At 66.1% G+C, this 23,320-nt stretch carries 14 protein-coding genes; 9 read left to right on the top strand and 5 right to left on the bottom strand.

Features of this window, described 5'->3' with window-relative positions; genetic code table 11:
• The 3 genes from AC6H42_RS18950 to AC6H42_RS18940 form a co-directional block, all read right to left on the bottom strand.
• Complete coding sequence (locus tag AC6H42_RS18950; RefSeq protein ID WP_497548701.1) at positions 1–1,632, bottom strand: alpha-amylase family glycosyl hydrolase; 1,632 nt, start codon at positions 1,630–1,632, stop codon at positions 1–3.
• A gap of 71 nt (positions 1,633–1,703) precedes the next feature.
• Complete coding sequence (locus AC6H42_RS18945; RefSeq protein ID WP_057157374.1) at positions 1,704–3,335, bottom strand: alpha-D-glucose phosphate-specific phosphoglucomutase; 1,632 nt, start codon at positions 3,333–3,335, stop codon at positions 1,704–1,706.
• A 102-nt stretch (positions 3,336–3,437) separates the two neighbouring features.
• Positions 3,438–4,790: an MFS transporter gene (locus AC6H42_RS18940; RefSeq protein WP_057157373.1), complete on the bottom strand. Its 1,353-nt coding sequence runs from the start codon at positions 4,788–4,790 to the stop codon at positions 3,438–3,440.
• Between the two features lie 185 nt (positions 4,791–4,975).
• Between AC6H42_RS18940 and AC6H42_RS18935 the strand changes: the two genes are divergently transcribed.
• The 8 genes from AC6H42_RS18935 (at position 4,976) to AC6H42_RS18900 (ending at position 16,430) form a co-directional block, all read left to right on the top strand.
• On the top strand, positions 4,976–7,384 hold the full coding sequence (locus tag AC6H42_RS18935; RefSeq protein WP_497548700.1) for a TIM-barrel domain-containing protein: 2,409 nt from the start codon (positions 4,976–4,978) through the stop codon (positions 7,382–7,384).
• A gap of 138 nt (positions 7,385–7,522) precedes the next feature.
• Positions 7,523–9,352: a monovalent cation:proton antiporter-2 (CPA2) family protein gene (locus AC6H42_RS18930; RefSeq protein WP_082552092.1), complete on the top strand. Its 1,830-nt coding sequence runs from the start codon at positions 7,523–7,525 to the stop codon at positions 9,350–9,352.
• Positions 9,353–9,451: 99 nt separating this feature from the next.
• Positions 9,452–9,856 (top strand): GFA family protein, encoded by a 405-nt coding sequence (locus tag AC6H42_RS18925; protein ID WP_057157370.1) that lies wholly within the window; start codon positions 9,452–9,454, stop codon positions 9,854–9,856.
• A 130-nt stretch (positions 9,857–9,986) separates the two neighbouring features.
• On the top strand, positions 9,987–12,161 hold the full coding sequence (locus AC6H42_RS18920) for a TonB-dependent siderophore receptor (protein ID WP_229418311.1): 2,175 nt from the start codon (positions 9,987–9,989) through the stop codon (positions 12,159–12,161).
• A gap of 4 nt (positions 12,162–12,165) precedes the next feature.
• Complete coding sequence (locus AC6H42_RS18915; protein WP_057157369.1) at positions 12,166–12,474, top strand: DUF3649 domain-containing protein; 309 nt, start codon at positions 12,166–12,168, stop codon at positions 12,472–12,474.
• 8 nt (positions 12,475–12,482) lie between these two features.
• Positions 12,483–14,204 carry a PepSY-associated TM helix domain-containing protein gene (locus AC6H42_RS18910; protein ID WP_497548699.1) on the top strand — a complete coding sequence of 574 codons (1,722 nt, stop codon included), beginning with the start codon at positions 12,483–12,485 and terminating at the stop codon, positions 14,202–14,204.
• The gene (locus AC6H42_RS18905) at positions 14,201–14,554 is read left to right on the top strand and encodes a DUF3325 domain-containing protein (RefSeq protein ID WP_497548698.1); all 354 of its coding nucleotides are present in this window, start codon (positions 14,201–14,203) and stop codon (positions 14,552–14,554) included. The genes AC6H42_RS18910 and AC6H42_RS18905 overlap by 4 nt, the downstream gene beginning before the upstream one ends.
• A gap of 28 nt (positions 14,555–14,582) precedes the next feature.
• Complete coding sequence (locus AC6H42_RS18900) at positions 14,583–16,430, top strand: M2 family metallopeptidase (RefSeq protein ID WP_229418310.1); 1,848 nt, start codon at positions 14,583–14,585, stop codon at positions 16,428–16,430.
• A 104-nt stretch (positions 16,431–16,534) separates the two neighbouring features.
• Here the strand turns inward: AC6H42_RS18900 and AC6H42_RS18895 are convergent, their stop codons facing one another.
• Positions 16,535–19,261, bottom strand: a complete 2,727-nt coding sequence (locus tag AC6H42_RS18895; protein WP_057157367.1) for a TonB-dependent receptor — start codon at positions 19,259–19,261, stop codon at positions 16,535–16,537.
• Positions 19,262–19,533: 272 nt separating this feature from the next.
• Entirely contained in the window at positions 19,534–20,505 is a 972-nt protein-coding gene (locus AC6H42_RS18890; RefSeq protein WP_497548697.1) for an alpha/beta hydrolase, read from the bottom strand.
• A 122-nt stretch (positions 20,506–20,627) separates the two neighbouring features.
• Between AC6H42_RS18890 and AC6H42_RS18885 the strand changes: the two genes are divergently transcribed.
• Positions 20,628–23,270: an alpha-amylase family glycosyl hydrolase gene (locus AC6H42_RS18885; protein ID WP_497548696.1), complete on the top strand. Its 2,643-nt coding sequence runs from the start codon at positions 20,628–20,630 to the stop codon at positions 23,268–23,270.
• The last annotated feature ends 50 nt before the right edge of the window (positions 23,271–23,320 follow it).

The following is a 23,320-nucleotide window of genomic DNA, read 5'->3' as shown; positions in this document are numbered from 1 at the left end:
TCAGCGCGCGGCAGCGCCCAGCAATGCGATCCCGCCCTTGACGGGCAGCGTAACTTCCCCGCCCTTCACCACCACGCTGGCGCCGGAGTAGTAATCCTTCACTGTCTGTCCATCTGCAAACACACTGCCCACCTTGATGGTGCTGCGCGCAGCCGCCGGCACATCCAACGCCACCACCACCTGGTCGCTGATGCCGCCTTTTTCGTACGTGCGCCTGAAGGTGTACGGCTGGTCCGCGATCTTCTCGTGCAGCCCTGCCCCCACCGACACGTGCGCACGGCGGAACTGCCCCAGCTTGGCCCAGTGCGCGCGTACATCGGCAACCTTGTAGCCGTCGCGCGCCACATTCTTCGCCAGATCATCCCAGTTCATATAGGTGCGCAGCTTGGCATCGCCCTGCGCGCCCGGCGCATCCAGCAAACGCGCGGTTTCATCGCCGTAGTAGATCTGCGCGGAACCCGGCGCCAGCAGCAGCTTGGTCGCGGTCTCGAACGGCTTCGTGCGTGCAGGGTCGAACGGATTGCCGTCGTCGTGCGAGGCGGTGTAATTCACCACTGAGTAGCCCTTCAGCGGACCATGCAGCGCCGCCGAATACTTGCTGAACAAGGTCTCGTAATCCTGCTTCGCATCCCACACCAGGCCGAAGTTGATCATGCTGTCGAAGCCGTTGTCGTAGAAGTCCGTCATGGCGCCGCCGCCCATATCAAACTGCTTGCCGTGCGCGATGTTGTAGTTGTACACCTCGGCCAGCATGTAGAACCTGCCGTCTCCCAGCGCCTTGCCGGGATGCGCGCGCTTCCACTCCTCATGCGCGGCAATCGCCACCGTGCGCAGCTCTTTCCAGATGCCCGGCTCGGTATGCTTGACCGTGTCGGCGCGGAAGCCGTCCACGCCGAACTTGCGCACCCAGTCCGCATGCCACTTCATCAGGTAATAGCGCGGCGCGCGCGGGTAGCCGGTGCGGGCAAAGAACTCGTCCAGTTCCTTCACTTCGCGCTCGTAACGCCCTTCCTTTTTCCACTTCTGCACCAGCGCGTCCGGCAGCGCCACGCTGGCGTTGCTGTTGGTGAGCACGTCCGGCAGGCCTTTCACCAGCGCGCAGTCCACAGTGGTGGCTACGTCCTTGTAGGTGCAGGCGGGATCGAGCCGCACCCAGTCCGACGGCCAGGCCGCCTCGGCGTCCGTGAACGGCGCGGTGTGGTTCATCACCACGTCCAGCAGCACGCGGATGCCTCGCGCGTGGGCCGCTTCGACGAAGTCCTTGAAATCCTTATCGGTGCCCAGGTTGGCGTCGACGGCCGTGAAGTCCTTGGCCCAGTAACCGTGAAAGCCGTAAGACCTGCCTGTGCCCTCGTCGGTCGAACCGTGCAACTGTTCGACCGGCGGCGTGAGCCACAACACGTCCACGCCCAGGCTGTCGAAATAGCCCGCCTTCAGCTTGGCCGTCACGCCTTTCAGATCGCCGCCCATGTAGCCGCGCTGCGGCGCCGCGTCTGCCTTGCGGCCGTATGACAGGTCGTTGCTGCGGTCTGCATTGTTGAAACGGTCCGCCAACAGGAAGTAGACGGTGGCGTTCTCCCACAGGAATGGCTTGGGTGCGGCCTTTGCGGGCTGCGCCGCCTGTGAATTCATGCTGCCCGCGAGCAGCGCCAAAGACAAAGCAATGGGAGATAGTTTCATGCAGTTCGGTCCTGTGGTTGTGGTTATGTGATCACGGTCGGGGTGGCCCTTCCCGTGTGCATGGCGATACTGGCCACGCTTTCGGCGGCGGCGATCAGGCTTGCCAGCGCTTGCTGCGTGGGACGTTGGTGCTGCGATGGATCGGGTTCAAACAATTCCAGGTAGACGCGCAGGGTGGCGCCTTCGGTGCCTGTGCCTGACAGGCGGTAGACGATGCGCGAACCGTCCTGCATGACGATGCGTACGCCCTGCTGCTGCACGCTGGAGCCGTCCACCGGGTCGGTGTAGGCAAAATCGTCGGCGAACTCGACGGTGTGTGCGTTGAGCACCGTGCCGGCCAGCGCAGGCAGTTTGATGCGCAGGTCGGCCATCAGCAGGCGGGCCGCTTCCGGTTCGATGCCTTCGTAGTCGTGCCGCGAGTAGTAGTGGCGGCCGAAGCGCGCCCAGTGTTCGGTGACGATCTGCTGCACCGGCTTGCCCGTGGCGGCCAGCAGGTTGAGCCAGAACAGCACGGCCCATACGCCGTCTTTCTCGCGAATGTGGTCCGAGCCGGTGCCGTAGCTCTCTTCGCCGCACAGCGTGGCCATCCCTGCGTCCAGCAGCGTGCCGAAGAACTTCCAGCCGGTGGGCGTTTCGTAGCATGGGATGCCGAGCGCTTCGGCCACGCGGTCGGCCGCGCGCGAGGTGGGCATGGAGCGCGCAATGCCTTTCAGGCCGCCGCGGTAGCCGGGCGCCAGGGTGGCGTTGGCCGCCAGGATGGCCAGGCTGTCGGACGGGGTGACGTCGAACCTGCGGCCAACGATCATGTTGCGGTCGCCGTCGCCGTCGGAGGCGGCGCCGAAGTCCGGCGCGTCCGCGCCGGCCATCATGGCGATCAGTTCGGCCGCGTTGACCGGATTGGGGTCCGGGTGGTGGCCGCCGAAATCCTCCAGCGGCACGGCGTTGATGACGGTGCCGGCGGGTGCACCCAGCATGCCTTCGATGATGGCTTTCGCGTACGGGCCGGAGACCGCGCTCATGCCGTCGAAGCGCATGCTGAAGCCGCCCGCGAACAGCGCGCGGATGGCGTCGAAGTCGAACAGCCGGGCCATCAGTTCGGCGTAGTCGGCCACGGAATCGATGACCTCGACCCGCATGTCCTCGATCTGCGACATGCCGATGGTGTCGATGTCGATGCCGGGCGCATCGCTGATGCGGTACTGGGTGATGGTTTCGCTGTGGTGGAACATGGCCTCGGTCACGCTTTCCGGCGCCGGGCCGCCGGCGGCGATGTTGTACTTGACGCCGAAGTCGCCATCCGGGCCGCCGGGATTGTGGCTGGCCGACAGGATGATGCCGCCCGAGGCCTGCCGCTTGCGGATCACGCAGCTGACGGCGGGTGTGGACAGGATGCCGCCCTGCCCCACCAGCACTTGCGCGTAGCCATGTGCGGCGGCCATGCGCAGGATGGTCTGGATCGCAGCGCGGTTGTGGTAGCGGCCATCGCCGCCCACCACCAGCGTCTTGCCGGCGCAGTCGCCCAGCGTGTAGAACACGCTCTGGATGAAGTTCTCGAGATAGTGCGGCTGGCTGAAGGTGTGGACCTTCTTGCGCAGGCCGGAGGTGCCCGGCCGCTGGCCGGGGATGGGATGGGTGATAACAGTCTGGATAGCCATGGTCGCTCCGCGTCGGTGATCGTTGCCGCCTGGCGGCGGCGCAACCGCCGTTTTACCGCGTTTGGCGGCAAAACGGCGCGCGGCTGGCCATTCGGATGTCCCTCAGGATGGCTGTTTCAGCGCGCCATCCTGCGCGGCGGCGCGCCTGGCGCCGTGTTCGTGCACGAACAGCGTGAGCAGGCCGGCCAGCGCCATGCAGGCGCCGCCCAGCGCCACCGTGCTGACCGTGTGGCCGCCGAAGAAGTGCTTGGTGACGAAGCCCAGCAGCAGCCCGCTGACGATTTGCGGAATCACGATGAAGAAGTTGAACACGCCCATGTAGAAGCCCATGCGCTTGGCAGGCAGCGCGCCGGCCAGGATGGCGTATGGCATGGTGAGGATGCTGGCCCAGGCAATGCCCACGCCTATCATCGGCAGCATCAGCAGGTTCAGGTTATGGATGAACATGATGCTCATCAGGCTGGCGCCGCCGATCAGCAGGCACACCATGTGCACGAACTTGCGGCTGGTGGCGCGGGCGAAGATGGGCAGGATAAACGCGGCCAGCGCGGATACGCCGTTGTACACCGCGAACATGATGCCGACCCAGTTGCCCGCTTCCTGGAATGAGGCCGATTGCGCGTCGGCAGTGCCGAACACGTTGTCGGCCACCGCGTTGGTGGTGTAGATCCACATGGCGAACAGCGCCACCCAGGTGAAGAACTGCACGAAGGCCAGCTGCACCATGGTTTTCGGCATGCTCGCGAAGCCGCCCAGGATTTCAATGATGGCGTGGCTCAGGCCGGGCTTGCTCTCGGCGCGGAACGCTTCCAGGTTCTCGGGCGGGATCTCGTCGGCCGTGAGCACGGTCCACATCACGGCCAGGAAGTAGGCGGCGCCGCCGGCATAGAAGGAGTAGCGCACGCTGTCCGGGATGGCGCCGCCGACCGGCACATTGCTCACGCCCAGCACGTCGGCGAACAGGTAAGGCAGCAGCGAGGCGATCACCGCGCCGCAGCCGATGAAGAAAGTCTGCATCGCGAAGCCGGTGGTCTGCTGCGAGGCATCGAGCTTGTCGCCGACGAAGGCGCGGAACGGTTCCATGGACACGTTGATGGCCGCATCCATCAGCCACAGGATGGCGATGGCCATCCACAGCGCGCTGGAGTTCGGCATCAGGAACAGCGCCAGCGAGGCCAGCACGGCGCCGACGAAGAAGAAGGGGCGGCGGCGGCCCCAGCGCGGGTGCCAGGTGTTGTCGCTCAGGTAGCCGATAATCGGCTGCACCAGCAGGCCGGTGACCGGTGCGGCCAGCCAGAACAGCGGCAGGTCGTCGGCGCTGGCGCCCAGGGTGGAGAAGATGCGGCTGGTGTTGGTGTTCTGCAGCGCAAAGCCGAACTGGATGCCGAAGAAGCCGAAGCTCATGTTCCAGAGCTGCCAGAAACTCAGCCTGGGCTTGATGGATGGTGATTGCATACCTGCCTGTCCCCGATTTTTTGGTCCTGGCTGGATGCCGGACGGAGTGTGTAGTACCGATTTGTAGTAAAGTAACACGGTGACAATGCCGTGTCAATCCGCTTCACCCATAGTAGAATTAGCGGGTTAGCCTGCTTTCCGCCCACCAGAGACACCCGTTTTGTAGTCAAATAACAGAAAACGACATGACCACATCTACCCTGAGCAAGATCGCCCTCCTGCTACTGGCCAGCCCCCTCGCGCTGGCCCAGAACGCCGACCGCAAACTACACAGCGCCAGGTTGAACGGCAACCAGCTGGAGATTACTACCAGCGACGGCAAATACCTCATCAAACCGTACTCGCCGCGTATCGTGGAAACCACATTCGTGCCGCAGGGCGAGGCGTTCGACCCGGCCTCCCATGCGGTGGTGCTGGCGCCCGGCAAGGACAGCGCCACGCTGAAGGATGCCGACGGCAAGCTGGACTACGCCGTGGCGGGCGGCATCGGCGTGACGGTGACCAAGGCGCCGTTCCGCATCGCCTATGCCTACAAGGGCAAGCCGCTGGTGATGGAAAAGCGCGGCTATGCGAAAAAGGACGGCGCCGAAGTGATCGACTTCGAGCTGGACAAGGACGAAGCCCTGTACGGCGCCGGCGCACGCGCCGTGGGCATGAACCGGCGCGGCAACCGCTTCACCTTGTATAACAAGGCGCACTACGGCTACGACGAGCGCTCGGAACTGCTGAACTTCACGCTGCCGGTGGCCATGTCGTCCAAAATGTACGCGCTCCACTTCGACAACGCCGCCATCGGCCACCTGGACTTCGACAGCAAGAAGGACAACACGCTGGCCTACGAGACCATCAGCGGCCGGAAAACCTACCAGGTGATCGCCGGCGACAGCTGGGAAGACGTGGTGGGCGGCTACACCAGCCTGACCGGCCGCCAGCCGCTGCCGCCGCGCTGGGCCTTCGGCAATTTCGCCAGCCGCTTCGGCTATCACACCGAGCAGGAAGCGCGCGACGTGGTGAAGAAGTTCGCCGACGAGCAGATCCCGCTGGACGCGATCGTGTTCGACCTGTACTGGTTCGGCAAGGACATCAAGGGCACCATGGGCAACCTGGCCTTCGACAAGGACAACTTCCCCACGCCGAAGAAGATGGTGTCGGACTTCGCGGCGCAGGGCGTGAAGACGGTGCTGATCACCGAGCCCTTCGTGCTGACCACTTCCAGCAAGTGGCAGGACGCCGTCAACAGCAAGGCGCTGGCCACCGATGCGTCCGGCGCGCCCGCGCGCTATGACTTCTACTTCGGTAACACGGGCCTGATCGACCTGTACAGCAAGGAAGGCAAGGACTGGTTCTGGAATATCTACAAGGGCTTGCGCAACGACTACGGCGTGGCCGGCTGGTGGGGCGACCTGGGCGAGCCGGAAGTGCACCCGTCCACCGTGCGCCATGCCACCGGCACCGCCGACCAGGTGCACAACACCTACGGCCATGACTGGGCGCGCCTGATCGCCGACGGCTACCAGAAGGACTTCCCGCACGAGCGCCCCTTCATCCTGATGCGCGCCGGCTACTCCGGTTCGCAGCGATTCGGCCTGATTCCCTGGTCGGGCGACGTGAACCGCAGCTGGGGCGGACTGAAGGCGCAGCCCGAGATCGCCGTGCAAATGGGCATGCAGGGCCTGGGCTATATGCACTCGGACCTGGGCGGCTTCGCCAATGCCTACCTGGACGACGAACTGTACACCCGCTGGCTGCAGTACGGCGTGTTCCAGCCGGTGTTCCGTCCGCACGCGCAGCAGGAGGTGCCGTCCGAGCCGGTGTTCCGCGAGGCTGCCACCAAGGCGCTGGCGCGCGAGGCTATCCGCCTGCGCTACAGCATGCTGCCTTATAACTACACGCTGGGCTTCGACAACAGCCAGCAAGGCCTGCCGCTGATGCGCCCGATGCTGTACGAGGAACCGCAGAACGAAGCGGTGCGCAACCTGGTGTCGTCCTACCTGTGGGGGCGCGAGTTCGTGGTGGCGCCGATCACCGAGCCGGGCGCGCGCCGCAAGGAAGTCTACCTGCCAGCCACCAGTCCGGCGTGGTTCGACTTCAACAGCGGCCGCCGCTACGCAGGCGGCATCACGGCCGTGGTGCCGGTGGCGATCGACCATATCCCGGTGTTCGTGCGCGCAGGGGCCTTCATCCCGATGGTGGCGCCGGTGCAGAGCACGCGCGACTACAGCACGCGCAAGCTGGAACTGCACTACTACCACGACGCGGCGGTGCCGTCGGGCAGCGGCAAACTGTACGACGACGACGGTGCGACGCCGGACGCCTACGCCAAGGACAAGTACGAGATCGTGCGCTTCGCCAGCGCGCTCAGCGGCAGCGGCAAGCGGCTGCTCATCACGCTGGACTCGGAAGTGGGCAAGCAGTACCAGCGCCCGGAACGCAGCGTGGCGCTGACGGTGCACAACGTGGCCGCCAGGCCGGCCGGCGTGACGCTGGAGGGCAAGCCTGCCAAGTTCGGCTGGGACGCCAAGCGCCAGCTGCTGACCGTGCAGCTGCCGGCCAGCGCACGTGCGGCCAGCACGGTCGCGATCTCGCTGCGCTAAGCTGCGGCGGGCTACGCGGGACTCGCCCCGCCAGCCCGCCGGATTGCACCGCGATGGGCAACTGCTTCCCTCCCATGAGCAATTGTCAAACCGCCCACGCCACCGCATACTGCGTCCTTACACAATAAAGGATATGCGATGGAAGGCTCCAATCTCCTCTTGATGGCCCTGGTCTACCTCACCGCCGGCGTGCTGGCGGTGCCGGTGGCGCAGCGGCTCGGCCTTGGCTCGGTGCTCGGCTACCTGGTGGCCGGCCTGCTGATCGGCCCCTCCGCGCTGGCCTTCGTCCATGATCCCGCCGAAGTGATGCACTTCGCCGAATTCGGCGTGGTCATCATGCTGTTCCTGATCGGCCTGGAGGTGCAGCCTTCCCTGCTGTGGCATATGCGCACCGCCTTCTTCGGCCTGGGCGGCCTGCAGGTACTGCTCAGCGGCCTGGCGCTGGCCGCCATCGGCCTGGCCTTCGGCATGAACTGGCAGGCCGCCGTGGCGCTGGGCTTCATCCTGTCGCTCTCCTCCACCGCCGTGGTGCTGCAGTCGCTGGAGGAAAAGGGGCTGCGCAAGACGCCCACAGGCGACGCCGCGCAAGGCATCCTGCTGTTCCAGGACGTGGCCACTATCCCCATGATCGCCGCGCTGCCGCTGCTGGCCGACGACCGGGTGGGCAGCGCCGCCGAAAGCGGCCTGCTGAAAGGCTATCCGGCCTGGGTGCACGCCGCCGCCGTCATCGGCGCGGTGGTCATCGTGATCGTGGTCGGGCGCTTCCTGATGCGGCCGGCGCTGCGCTACATTGCCAAGATCCGCTCGCGCGAAGTCTTCACCGCCGCCGCGCTGCTGCTGGTGGTGGGCGTGTCGCTGCTGATGCAGGCCGTCGGCCTGTCGGCCGCGCTGGGCGCCTTCCTGGCCGGCGTGGTGCTGGCCGACAGCGAATTCCGGCGCGAGCTGGAAGGCGACATCGAACCGTTCCGCGGCCTGCTGCTTGGCCTGTTCTTCATGTCGGTGGGCGCCAGCGTCAACCTGGCGCTGGCGGTGCAGCAAATCGGCCTGCTGGCAGCCATGGTGTTCGGCCTGATGGCGGTGAAAACCATTGTTGTCTACGGCGTCATGCGCGCCTTCGGCATGCCGGCGCGCACGGCGGTGCAAACCGGCGCGGCGCTCAGCCAGGGCAGCGAGTTCGCCTTCGTGCTGCTGGGCCTGGCCTCCACTTCCGGCGTGATCGCGGCCGACATCTCGGCGCTGACGGTGGCCGCCGTGGCCATCTCGATGGCGCTCACGCCCTTCGCGCTGATCCTGTACGACCGCATTGCCGGCCCGGGCTTCTCCAGCAAGCCGGAACCGGAGGCCGGCGCACTGGAGCACGAGCCGGACGTGATCGTGGCCGGCTTCGGCCGCTTCGGCCAGATCGCCGCGCGCCTGCTGATGGTGAACAAGTTCAACATCTCCACGCTGGACGCCAGCGCCGAGCAGGTGGAACTGGTGCGCCGCTTTGGCCGCCGCGTCTACTACGGCGACGCTACCCGGCTCGACCTGCTGCGCGCCGCAGGCGCGGCCCAGGCCAAGCTGCTGATCGTGGCGATCGACGACCGCGACCAGGCCGAGGCGCTGGTGGAAATCGCCAAGCAGTACTTCCCCAACCTCACCATCCTGGCGCGCGCCTACGACCGCCGCCACGCCTACCGGCTGCTGGACCGGGGCGCGCACGTGGTGGAGCGCGAAACCTTCGAGGGCGGCCTGTCCATCGGCCACAAGGCCTTGCTCGCGCTGGGCGTGAAGCCGGAGGACGCGGCCAAGGCCAGCGCCAGCTTCCGCCACCACGACGAGGAGATGATTACCGCGCTGGCCAAGGTGTGGGGCGACGACGAAAAGTACGCCGTGGCGCTGCGCGAGTCGAGCGACCGCATGAACCAGCTGCTGGCGGCAGACATGGAAGAGCGCGCCAGCGTGCCGCAGGCGCAGACCGGCGGCTAAGCCTGCGGCGCCACCGGCAAGCTGCCGTGCACCCCGCGCAACTGCGCTGCGCTACACTTCCCGCAGGCCGGATTTGGCCCGGCCATCAGGAGACTATTCATGAAAAAAACCTATACCGGCAGCTGCCACTGCGGCGCCGTGCGTTTTGAAGCCGATATCGACCTGAGCGCCGGCACCGGCAAGTGCAACTGCTCGATCTGCACCAAGGTCCGCAACTGGGGCGTCATCCTCAAGCCGGACGAGTTCCGGCTGCTGGCCGGCGAAGACGCGCTCAGCGACTATCAATTCAACACCATGAGCGGCCACCACCTGTTCTGCCGCACCTGCGGCGTGCACCCCTTCGGGCGCGGCTATGTCGAAGAGATCGGCGGCCACTACGTGGGTGTGCAGGTCGCTTGCCTGGACGACGTGACGCCGGAAGAACTGATCGCCGCGCCGGTGCACTACGCCGATGGCCGCCACGACAATTGGCAGAACCCGCCGGCCGAAACACGCCACCTGTAGTTGCCCCATAGTTGCCGCCATCCGTGAGGCTGGCTTCCCGGGCTCGCCTGTGATATAATGAGAATCATTCTCATTTAACCAGCCAGCCAACGCAGCGCGTCGCCAGCCATTCACCTTCAAGGATGGCCCGATGCCGCACCCACGTTTTCCCCTCTCGCCGCTGAGCGCCGCCGTGCGCTCGGCCCTGATGCTGGCCGCCCTCGGCGGCGCAGCACCCATCGCCCACGCCGCTCCGGCCGGCGATGCCGAAGGCGCCGCCGCTGCCGCCCCCGCCGTGATGGCGGTCGTCACCGTCGACGGCAAGAAGGAAGACGACACCTACGCCGCCCGGCGCGCCGGCGTGGGCACCAAGACCGACACCCCGCTGATCGAAACCCCGCAGTCCATCTCCGTGGTGCTGCGCGAGCGCTTCGAAGAGCAAGGCGCGCAAACGCTGCGCCAGACCGTGAACTACAGCGCCGGCCTGGTCTCCACCTATTTCGACAGCAGGGTGGACTCGATCAGCTCGCGCGGCGGCAACCCCGCCCTGCTGCAGGACGGCGTGCAGATGAACTTCGGCTCCTACAACACCACCCGCCCCGACCCGTACACGCTGGAGCGCGTGGAAGTGCTGCGCGGGCCGTCGTCCGTGCTGTACGGCCAGGGCGGTATCGGCGGCGTGGTCAACCTGGTGTCCAAGCGCCCGCTGTCCAGCAACCAGCGCGAAGTACAAGTGCAGGTGGGCAGCAACAGCCGCAAGCAGATCTCGGCCGACATCAACCAGGTGCTGGACGACAAGGGCCAGTGGATGGCGCGCGTGGTGGCCATTGCGCGCGACAGCGACACCCAGGTCAACCATGTGGCCGACGACCGCCGCGTGTTCGCGCCTTCGCTCACCTGGTCGCCCAACGGCGACACCGAGCTGACGCTGATGGCGCTGCGCCAGGAAGACAAGAGCGGCTCGATGATAGGCTTTTTCCCATGGCAAGGCACCTTGCTGCCATCGAAATTCGGCCAGATCGACACCGGCACCTTTACCGGCGAACCGGGCTGGGACGCCTACAACACCGAGCAGACCAACCTGGGCTACATCCTCAGCCACCGCTTCCGGAACGGCATCAAGCTGCGCCAGACGGTGCGCAAATCGAACAGCGAAGTGGACTACCGCAGCGCCTACACCAGCTTCACCGCCGTACCCGCCACCGGCCGCCCGGCGCGCCCGGTGTTCAACGCCGACCAGCGCACCATCAACCGCGACCTGATCCAGCAGTTCAATGAACTGGACACGCTGCTGGCCGACACCCAGCTGGAAGCGAAGTTCGCCACCGGCGCCATCGAACACACCGTGCTGGCCGGCTTCGACCTGCAGCGCGTGGAAACGCGCCAGGCGCGCGGCACCGGCAGCGCCGCCCCGCTGGACGTGTACGCGCCGGTGTACGGCAACTACAAGGCGCCCGCTGCGCTGGCCCACTTGCCCACCACCAAGCTGCACCAGAAGGGCCTGTACCTGCAGGACCAGATCAAGTTCACGCCCAACTGGAGCGCGCTGGCCGGCCTGCGCCGCGACGCCGCCGAGAATGACATCGAAGGCCGCGCCGCCAGCCGCACCGACGACCAGGCCACCACCAAGCGCTTCGGCCTGCTGTATCTGTCGGAACAGGGCTGGGCGCCGTACGTCAGCTATTCCGAGTCCTTCCTGCCGCTGGGCGGCGTGGACCTGAACGGCAAGGCCTTCGCGCCGCAGCGCGGCAAGCAATGGGAAGCCGGCGTGAAGTGGCAGCCGCAGGGCGGCGACTTCAACACCACCCTGGCCGTATACGACCTGCGCGACACCAACCGCAAAACCACCGACCCGGCCAACCCGCTGAACAGCATCCAGATCGGTGAAGTGCAGGTGCAGGGCCTGGAACTGGAAAGCGGCGGCAGCCTGGGACGCGATTGGAGCTGGACCGCCGGCTACGCCTACACCGACGCCAAGGTGGCGCGCAGCAACGGCGCCGACAACGGCAAGCGCCTGAGCGGCGTCCCCGAGCACAACGCGTCGGCCTGGCTGACGCACCGCTTCGCCGTGGCCGGCAAGACCGGCTTCAGCGCCGGTGCCGGCGTGCGCTACCTGTCCTCCTCGTGGGACGGCCTGGACGCGCTGGAAACGCCCGGCATCACGCTGCTCGACGCCATGCTGTCCTACAGCAGCGGACCGTGGCGCTTCGCCTTCAACCTCACCAACCTGGCCGACAAGGTGCAGATCTCGACCTGCCTGGCGCGCGGCGACTGCTTCTACGGCCAGCGCCGCAGCGCAGCGCTGACGGCCCGCTACGCCTGGTAAGCCCATGCGCGTGCCTACTCTCTCCGCGCCGCTGGCCTACCGGCTCGGCGTCGGCGCGCGCGCCGTGGCCGCCATCATCGGCGGCTACCTGCTGGCGGCTGCGGCGGCCGCGTTTCTGGCGCTGCTGCTGCCGCTGCCGCCGCTGTCCGGACTGAGCCGCGCCGACGCCGTCATGGCCGCCACGCTGTTCTCATTTACCGTTTACGCCTGCGCCGTGCTGTGGGCATTCGCCGCCCGCAGCGCTGCGCGCGCCTGGCTGGGCCTGCTGCTGCCGGCAGCCGTGCTGGCCGGCGCTGCCAACTTCCTCTGCTGAGGTTCCCGATGAAAGAAAGCTTCCGCCAATCGATGGCATGGCTGCACACCTGGTCCGGCCTGCTGGTGTGCTGGATACTATTCCTGGTCTTCACCGCCGGCACCGCCAGTTACTTCCGCGACGAGATCAGCCTGTGGATGAAGCCCGAGCTGCACGCGGTCCAGGTACGCGGCGTGGCGGCGGCCACCGCCGCCGAGGCGGCGGTGCGCGCGCTGCAGGAGCGGGCGCCCGAGGCCAAGCGCTGGTTCATCACTCTGCCCACCGACCGCACCCCTGCCGTGCGCATCGCCTACACCGATCCGGACAGCAGCAAGCGGCGCCTGAAATCGGCGCTGATCGATCCGGCCAGCGGCATGGAGCTGAAGGACCCGCGCGAGACGCGCGGCGGCGAATTCATCTACCGCCTGCATTTCGACCTGCACTACATGCCCGCCATCTGGGCGCGCTGGATCGTCGGCTTCTGCGCCATGTTCATGCTGGTGTCGATACTCAGCGGCGTCATCACGCACAAGCGCATCTTCAAGGACTTCTTCACCTTCCGGGGCAACAAGGGGCAGCGCTCCTGGCTCGACGCGCACAACGCCACCGCCGTGCTGGCCCTGCCCTATCACCTGATGATCACCTACACCGGCCTGGTGACGCTGATGTTCCTGTACATGCCGGCCGCCACGCAAGCCGCATACAAGGGCGACCGCGAGGCCATGACCGCCGAAGTGTTCCCGAGCGCGGGCAAGCCGGTCAAGCCGGCCGGCGTGCAAGCGCCGCTGGCGGCCATCCGTCCCATCGTCGAGCAGGCCGAGAGCCACTGGGGCGGACGCGCGGCGGGCGGCATCAGCGTGACCAGCCCGAACGACGCCAACGCCCGCATCTCGGTAACGCGCGCGGCGGGACGCGAGCTGTCAAGCAAGCAGCCGGCGATGCAGTTCGACGGCGCCAGCGGCGCGCTGCTGGCGCAGGCCGGCGACGACCCGAGCGGCGCGGCCGCCACGCACGGCGTGATGTACGGCCTGCACATTGCGCGCTTTGCCGGACCGCTGCTGCGCGCCTTCTTCTTTATCTCCGGCCTGGCGGGATGCGCCATGGTGGCCACCGGGGCGCTGCTGTGGGCCGTCAAGAGCCGCCAGCGGCAAGCCAAGACGCTCAAGGCGGGCGGCAAGGTGGGCTTCGGCACGCGGCTGGTGGAGGCGCTCAACCTGGGCGCCATCGCCGGCCTGCCGATCGCCTACGGCGCCTACTTCTGGGCTAACCGGCTGGTGCCGGTGGGCCTGGAGAAGCGCCCGGAAACCGAGATCGCGTGGTTCTTCGCGGCGTGGGGCGCGGCCATGGTGCTGGCCCAGATCCGGCCGGACCGCCTGATGTGGCGACTGCAGCTGGGCGCCGGCGCGCTGCTGCTGATGGGCATCCCGGTGCTGAACGTGTTCACCACCAGTTCGCACCTGGGCGTGACCATGCTGCAAAGCCGCGGCCCGGTTGCCGTGGCGGGATTCGACCTGACCGTGTTTGCCCTCGGCCTGCTACTGGCCTGCGCGGCCCACCGCCTGGGCCGCGGCGCCGACAAGGCGGTGCCGGCAGCCAAGGCCGGCAGCGGCAGCCCTGCCCGCGCCGCCGCCCTGGCCCCGGCGCCATTGGCGGCCGAGGCAGCAGCACCGGCAACAGCAACGCCGGCCGCCGCTGGCTCGACGCACACCGCCGGTGCGCGCGAGGCGGCGCCAATCCCGGAGCCGACATGACCGCCCTCTACCTGTTCGCGCTGTTCACGCTCAGCTACGGCGGCATGTTCGCACTGAGCATGGCGATGGACCGCCACTACGCCGAGCTGCGCGGACGCGGCGCCGAACCGCCTCCCGCGCTGCGCCGGCGTTGGCAGCTGGGCGGCGCGGCCGCGCTGGCGCTGGCCCTGGCCGCGTCGGCGCACGCGCTGGGCGGCGCGCACGGCTTCCTGATGTGGCTGGGCGCACTGACCGGCGCCTGCCTGCTGCTGGTGCTGCTGCTGTCCTACGCCCTGCGCCTGGCCGTCCTGCTCGGCGTGGCGGCCTACGCCTGTGGATCTGTCGCCTACCTTCTGGCCGGTGTATATTAGCCAACTCACCAACCCGAAGGAGACTGCAGTGTCACAACCGCTGTATATGAAAGCCATCCCCGCCGCCGCGATGCTGGCCGCTTGCGCGTTCCAGCCCGCCCACGCAGAGGGAGCCAAGGCGCCTGCCAAAAGCGCGCCGGGCAAGCCTACCGTCGCCGAAGCCGAACGCTTCCTGAACGACACTGAAAGCAAGCTGGAAAAACTGAACCTGGACAGCGCCCGCGCACAATGGGTGGCGCAGAATTTCATCACCGACGACACCGAAGCGCTGGCCACCTATTTCGGCGAGCGCCAGCTGAGCGCCTCCGGCGAAGCCGCCCTGGGCGCGCGCCGCTACAACGGCCTCAAGCTCAAGGAAGACTACGCGCGCAAGCTCAAGCTGCTGCAGCTGACGCTGATGCTGTCCGACCCGAAGGAGCGCGAAGCCTACGCCGCCAAGAACGCCGCGCTAAACGGCGCCTACGGCAAGGCCAAGTACTGCCCCACCGGCGGCCAGGAATGCCTGCCGCTGGGCGAACTGGAAAAAACGCTGGCCACCAGCCGCGATCCGGCCAAGCTGAAGGAAACCTGGCTCGGCTGGCATGCGCAGTCGCCGTCGTACAAGCAGATGTATGTCGACTATGTGGCCCTGTCCAACAAGGGCGCGCGCGAAATGGGCTTCGCCGACACCGGCGCCCTGTGGCGTTCGCAGTACGACATGCCACCCGAAGCGTTCTCGGCCGAGATGGAACGCATGTGGCAGCAGGTCAAGCCGCTGTACGACGCGCTGCACACCTACACCCGCTACAAGCTGCGCGCCGCCTACGGTCCGGACGTGGTGCCGGCCAGCGGCCCGATCCCGGCCCACCTGTTCGGCAATATGTGGAGCCAGAGCTGGGAGAACATCTACCCGCTGCTGAAACCGGCCAGCAACGCCAGCAGTTTCGATCTGACCAAGGTGCTGGAAGAGCGCAAGACCGACGCCAAGCAGATGACGCAGTACGCCGAGCGCTTTTACACCTCGCTCGGCATGCAGAAGCTGCCCGAGTCGTTCTGGCAGCGCTCCCTGCTGACCAAGCCGCGCGACCGCGAAGTGGTGTGCCACGCGTCCGCCTGGACCATGGACGGCAAGGAAGACGTGCGCATCAAGATGTGCATCCGCCCGACGGACGAAGAGTTCAAGGTGATCCACCACGAGCTGGGCCACATCTACTACGACCTGGCCTACAACAAGCAGTCCTTCCTGTTCCAGGGCGGCGCCAACGACGGCTTCCACGAAGCCATCGGCGACACCGTGGCGCTGTCGATCACGCCGGACTACCTGAAGAAGATCGGCCTGATGAACCAGGAGCCGGAAGCGGACGCCGACATCGGCGAACTGCTGCAGCGCGCGCTGGCCAAGGTGGCCTTCCTGCCGTTCGCCTATTCGGTCGACAAGTGGCGCTGGGACGTGTACGCCGGCAAGACCAAGCCGGCCGACTTCGACAAGACCTGGTGGCAGCTGCGCGAGCAGTACATGGGCGTGAGCCGTCCGGCGCCGCTGGCGGCCGACGGCTTCGACGCCGGCGCCAAGTACCACGTGGCGGCCGACGTGCCGTACGCGCGCTACTTCCTGGCTCACATGCTGCAGTTCCAGTTCCACCGCGCGCTGTGCCGCGAAGCCGGCTATACCGGCCCGCTGCACCGCTGCTCGGTGTACGGCAACGAGAAAGCCGGCGCCAAGCTGCAGCAGATGCTGGCCATGGGCGCGAGCAAGCCATGGCCTGAAGCGCTGAAAGCCGTGTCCGGCGAAGAGCGCATCGACGGCTCCGCGCTGATCGACTACTTCGCCCCGCTCAAGACCTGGCTCGACGAGCAGAACCGCCAGCTGGCCGCCGCCGAAGCCGCGAAGAAGTAAGCGCCGCAGACGGCGGGTTACGCGCCAACCCGCCAATTCGCGCCGCAAAACAAAAGCCCGCCATGCTTGCGCCTGGCGGGCTTTTTCACGTCAGCCGAACCGGTTTAGAACTTGTAGTTCGCGCCCAGCAGCAGGGTGCGGCCGTATTTCTGGTACTCCAGTTGCTGGTTGCGGTTGCCGTTGTAGGTTTCGTAGGCGGCGTTGCGCAGGTTGTTCACCTGGGCGACCAGGCCTACGCCCTTCAGCGGACCGTTCTGGAACGAGTAGCCGATCTGGAAGTCGATGATGTTCTCACCCACCACGTAGCGCAGCGAACGCTCCGCCGCGAAGTTGCCGATCTCGCCCACGAAGTCCGAACGCTTGCGCTGCGAGATGCGGGTCTCGAAGCCGTTCTTCTCGTAATAGAAGGTCAGGTTGGTGGTGTGCTTCGACAGGCCCGGCAGCGGGATGTTCTTGCCGATGCTGCCGCTTGGATCTTCGATCGCAATGCTGCTGTCGGTGTAGGTGTGGCTGGCTACCACACCGAAGCCGTCCAGCATCGGGCTGACCATGTTCAGCGGCAGGGAACCGGACAGCTCCAGGCCCTTCATGCCGCCACCGTTGCCGTTATACGGCGCGGTGTAGTCGCCGATAGGCGTGTTGGCCTTGGTGCCTGGAATGTACTTCGAGAAATCGTAGCTCTTGGTCTGCGTGAAGATGTAGGTGTCCAGCTTCTTGTAGAACGCCGCGGCAGCCAGGTAGGCCTTCTTGCCGAAGTATTTTTCATACGAGATGTCGAAGGCCTTGGCGCGCCATGGGTCCAGCTGCGCGTTGCCGCCGCTGGCGCCCGGCTTGAAGGTCACGTCGCTCACGCCGAAGTCCAGCGCGGAGCGCAGCTGGTCCACGCGCGGACGGGCGATCTGCTTGGCCACCGCCATGCGCACGGTGTTCTCGCCGGCGAACGCAAACGCCAGGTTCATGCTAGGCAGGTAGTCGGTGTAGTTCTTGCCGTCGTGGACAGGCTTGACTTGCTGGCCGGCCGGCGCGGTGCCGTCCCAGTAGTTCGCATTCGACGACTGCTCGGTGCGCTGCGCTTGCACGCCCACGTTGCCGCGCATGGTGACGCTGCCGAAGTCATGTTCCAAGTTGGTCTTGATGAAAGCGGTGGTGATCTTCTCCGACACTTCCCAGTTCTTCGAGATCAGATAGCTCTCGCTGGCGTTCGGCGCGAAGGTCATGTACTTCTGCACCACGGCAGGCACGTTCCACGAAGGGATGGTGCCCACGCCGGCGAAGCCCAGGCCGACCGGCGCGTACAGCAGGTCGCTCGAGATCGTGGTCGGGTTGCCCTTCAGGTTGATGTTGCCTTCCGGCTGGGTCTTGGCCTTCTGGCGGTCGCTGTAGTTGCCGCCCACTTCAAAGCTCGACACCCACGATTCCACCGCTGCCGGCGCGTCGAACTTGGCCGACAGCTTGAAGCTCTTCAGCGTGTCTTCCACTTTCGGGGTCTTGCCGTAGCCGGAGCCGTAGATGGTGCCCTTCACGTACAGCTGCGAAGCGTCGCTGTAGTTGCGGGTTGGCGCCATCTGCGGGAAGTCGCCGCTGCGGAACTGCAGGGCCACGTTGTCCAGGTACTGCACCGAGTTGACCGCGCCCAGCTGCAGATTGTTTTCCAGGCTTACTTCGTCGCGCTTGGCGTTCGAGTAGCTGGCGTCCGCCACCAGGGTCACGCCGTCCAGGCGCACTTCATTGTTCCAGCCGACTGCGCGGATATCATCCTTGCGCTGGTCGTACATGCCGCGCACCAGCGGGTACACATTGTTGGCCACGGAGCTGCCCATGGCGTTGCCGTTGTTGGTGACGTTGGTAAACACCAGGCCGGGATTCAGGCCGCCGTTGTAGCCGCTCAGGTTTACTTCGAACTGGTTGGCGGTGTCTTCATGCTTGAACTGGGACGCATACATGTCGATCATGCTGGTCCACTGCTTGTTCGGACGGTATTGCAGCACGCCCATCAGGCCGTCGCGGCGGTTGAAGCCGCTGCGGCCCAGCGCCTTGATGCCGTCGGTGATGGTGGTGCCGGGCGTCATGCCGGGACGCGCATCGGTTTTCCATGGCTCGTAGATGCCGGTTTCCTGCGCCAGCACTGGCGATTCCAGGTGGGCATAGCCGATGGCCACGCCCAGGGTGCGGTCCAGGAACTGGTCGATGTAGCTGAAGCTGACGCGGTTGCCCTGGTCGTTGGCATTGGAGATCTTGCCGATCGAGTTTTTCTCGCCGCGCACGTTGACGGCGATGGTGCGCTTGGCGAAGGCCAGCGGACGCACGGTCTGCAGGTCCAGCGTGCCGGACAGGCCCTGGCCGATCAGGCCCGCGTCCGGGGTTTTGTAGATGGTGACGCCGCTCAGCAGCTCGGAGGGGTACTGGTCGAACTCGACGGAGCGGTTGTCGCCGGTGGACACTTGCTCGCGGCCGTTCAGCAGCGTGGTGGAGAAGTCAGGGGACAGACCGCGCACCGAGATCACCTGGGCACGGCCGGCAACGCGCTGGGCGGCCAGGCCTGGCAGGCGGGCGATCGACTCGGCGATCGACACGTCCGGCAGCTTGCCGATGTCTTCCGCGGAAATCGCTTCAACGATGGAGGTCGCTTCTTTCTTGACCGAAATCGCGTCTTCGATACCGCGGCGGATACCGGACACGGTCACGGTGGCCATCGGTGCGGATGCTTGTTCGCCGCTGGTTTGTGCATGGGCCGAGCCGGCCAGCGCGGACACGAACAGGGCGCAGGCAGCGGCCACCGGGCTCAGTTGCAGGACTGCGCGCTGCGAGCGCTCAGATGCGAAATTCTTCATAAGGATGTCCCCTCTTTAGACAGATCAAAAGTCCCGCAGGCTGTTTATTTCGACTACACGGGAGCCAGCAATGCAAACGCTCTCAAGACGTTCTATGCGGAATTTTGTACTAAAACTAGATATCAAGTCAATTAAAGTTCATCCCGGCTACGCATTATTACGTGTTATCTCACTGGCTCCGCCTATGAAAACGCTGTCCTCGTTGTATTTCAGCTACAGAGCACGGTAGGCCGACTTGTAGTCCAACTACATAACAAGCAAGCAGACCAGTTCTATCTTGACAACAAAAAGCGCAGCGGCACCTCGACCCGCTCGCGCCACGCCACCTCGCTGTGGTCGGCGCCCGGGAACACCTGGCTGATCCAGTCCACGCCGGCGCGGTAGCCCTTGGCGCGCAGGATGCCGTCCACCTGCTGCTGGTAAGGCGCGTACAGCGCGTCCAGGGTGGCGTCGCCATGGTCGAAATACAGCTTGTGGCGCCCCGCGCGCGGCAACTTGCGGGCCAGCCAGTCGAAATAGGCGGCCGCGTAGCGCACCGGGCGCGCATCCTCCTTGTCGAACAGCATGTTGAAATTGGTGGTGATGGGCCAGTGCGTTGACAGGCAGGCCGCGCCGGCAAACACCTCGGGGTAGCGCGCCAGCGCGTACAGCGAGATCAGGCCGCCCATGGACGAACCCATGATGAAGGTGTCCGCGCGTTCCGGACTGGCGCGGAAACGCGCGTCGATGGCCGGTTTCAGTTCGTCGACAATGAAGCGCAGGTATTGCTCGGACAAAGTGGGCTGGCCACCCGGCGTGGGCGGATCGCCCAGCAGCGCGGCGCGCAACTCCGGCGCCAGCGCCTCCACCGCCTGCGCCGGACCGTACTCGCGGGCCCGCTCGCGCGTGCTGGCGATGCCGACGATGATCGCCGGCCGCACCGCGCCGGCCGCCGCCAGCGCCGCCAGCCGCTTGTGCACCTCCCAGGCCTGGCCGCCCATGGCGGTGGCCGGGTCGAACAGATTCTGGCCGTCGTGCATATACAGCACCGGGTAGCGCTCGCCCTGGGGATCGTAGCCGGGCGGCAGCCACACCACGACCTTGCGCGGCGCCACCTGGGCGGAGGGGAAATCGCCCAGGGAGACAAGACTGCCGATCCCGCCAGGCGCCTGAGCCCGGCCCTCCTTCGCCCCGGCCAGCGGCGCCAAGCCCGCCAGCGCCAACCCGAACCCTGCCAGCACTACTCGCCGCCCACGTTGCACCATTCACTCCTCCTGTACCAAAACTAGATAAGAAATTCGGCCTTTTCCCTGTATTATCTGGGAAGAATCCCATCGAAGCGCATAGTATGTAGCCATACTACTCAATAATAAAACGGAGACGCCCCATGAAACGCCTGATCGCCGCGGCCCTGCTGGCCGCCTGCGTCCTGCCCGCCACGGGCAAAGATTATCGCATCGACCATATGGAGCCGCCGAACTGGTGGGTGGGCATGCGCAGCAAATCCTTGCAGTTGATGGTGCACGGCAAGCAGATCGCCGACCTGGAACCCAGCATCAGCCACCCGGGCGTGCGCATCCAGAAAGTGGCGCGCGTGGCCAACCGCAACTACCTGTTCATCGACCTCGCGCTGGACGACAGCGCCCAGGCCGGCAAGTTCGAGATCCGCTTTGCCGAGACGGCCAGCAACGGCAAGGCCGGCAAGCCGGTCGCCCGCTACGGCTACCGGCTGCTGGCGCGCGAGCCCGGCTCGGCCGAGCGCCGTGGCTTCTCGGGCAAGGACGCCATCTACCAGGTGATGCCCGACCGTTTCGCCAACGGCAACCCGGCCAACGACAACAGCCCGCGCCTGGCCGAGAAAGCCGACCGCAGCAAGGGCGGCGGGCGCCACGGCGGCGACCTGCAAGGCATGGAAAACGCACTCGGCTACATCGCCGCCATGGGCTACACCATGGTCTGGCCCACGCCGCTGGTGGAAAACGACATGCCGGCCTACTCTTACCACGGCTACGCCGCCACCGACCACTACAAGGTGGACGAACGCTACGGCAGCAACGAAGACTACCGCCGCTTCAGCGCCAAGGCGCGCGGCCTGGGCATCGGCGTGATCCAGGACGTGGTGCTGAACCACATCGGCGGCAAGCACTGGTGGATGCAGGACATGCCGATGCCGGACTGGATCACCTACGGCGGCAAATACGTGCCCACCGAGCACCACCGGGTGGCCGTGGCCGACCCCTACGGCGCGGCCGAAGACAAGCGCAACTTCACGCAAGGGTGGTTCTCGCCCAATATGCCGGACATGAACCAGGCCAATCCCTACGTGGCCACCTACCTGATCCAGAACAACATCTGGTGGATCGAGTACGCCGGGCTGTCCGGACTGCGGGTGGACACCTACGGCTACTCGGACGCCGCCTTCCTCAGCGCCTGGTCGCGCGCCGTCATGACCGAGTACCCCAACCTCAACCTGGTGGGCGAAGAATGGAGCAACCAGATCCCGGTGGTGGCGCGCTGGCAGTACGGCAAGCGCAACCACGACGGCTACGCCTCCTATATGCCCGGCATGATGGACTTCCCGCTCAACGACGTGCTGCGCAAGGCGCTGGCCGGCAAGGGCGAAGGCGAGCCCAACCTGACCAATCTGTACGAGACGCTGGCGCAGGATTATCTCTATTCCCAGCCGAGCAAGCTGGTGCTGTTCGAAGGCAACCACGACATGTCGCGCCTGTTTAGCGAGCTGAAGGGCGACGACGCGCTGTTCCGCATGGCCATCGCCTACGTGCTCACCATGCCGCGCATCCCGCAGCTGTACTACGGCACCGAAATCCAGATGCCCAGCAGCACCGGCGCACGCGACGACGCCTCCTACCGCCATGACTTTCCGGGCGGCTGGGCGGGCGACCAGGTGAACGCCTTCACCGGCGCCGGGCTGACCGATCAGCAGCGTGGCGCGCAAGGGTTCATGAAAAAGCTGCTGAACTGGCGCAAGGGCGCCGGCGTGATCCACAACGGCCAGCTGATGCACTACGGCCCCGAGCAGGATACCTACGTCTACTTCCGTTACGACGGCCAGAACAAGGTGATGGTGGCGCTGAACCGCAACGCCAAGCCGGTCACCCTGCAGACCGCGCGTTTCCACGAAATGCTGAGCGGCGTGCCGGGCGGCAGGGACGTCATCAGCGGCAAGCGCTACGCGCTGGACGGCGAAGTGACGCTGCCGGCGCGCAGCGCGCTGGTGCTGGAGCTGGAAGCGGCAGCCGAAGGCATGGCGGCAGCGGTGCCGCGCGGCGAGCTGCGCATCATCGACAATTTCAGCGCGCCGCAGCTGGGGAACACGCGCGCGCTGCGCATCTACCTGCCCGCCAGCTACCGCACGCATCCCGAGCGCCGCTACCCGGTGCTCTACATGCACGACGGCCAGAACCTGTTCGACGCCAGGACCGCCGCGTACGGGGCCGAATGGGGCATCGACGAAACGGTGGACACACTGGTCGCCGAGGGCAGGATGGCCGAGATCATCGTGGTCGGCATCGACAACAGCAAGGACCGCCTGGACGAATACACGCCCTGCTGCGACGCCCAATACGGCGGAGGCAAGCTGGCCGCCTACGAAAGCTTCCTGGTCGACACGGTCAAGCCCTATGTGGACCGGACCCTGCGCACCAAGCCGGGCAAGGAAGACACCGCGATCATGGGCTCGTCGCTGGGCGGCATCGCCTCGGTGCTGATCGCGCAGCACCGGCCGGACGTGTATTCGAAGGCTGGCGGCGTCTCCAGTTCATTCTGGTGGAACCAGCGCAACCTGATCGGCAAGCTGCCGGTCGTGCCGGTCAAATACTACCTCGACGCCGGCACCATCAACGACGGCCTGGAAGACACCGCCCTGATGCGCAGCGTGATGCTGGCGCAAGGCTGGCGCGAAGGCGACAACCTCTACTACCACGAAGCGATGGGCGGCAGCCACAACGAAAAATCCTGGGCCGCCCGCGTCGCAATCCCCCTGAGCTGGTTCTTCCCTCCCCACTAGCAGCCTGAGCCGCATCGGCCCCAATTCGGGGTCTGACCCCGAATTGGGGC

It is taken from the genome of Massilia sp. NBRC 108631, assembly GCF_059704565.1.
Note: the sequence above shows the minus strand (reverse complement) of the source record. Positions and strands in the feature narration are given on the sequence as shown.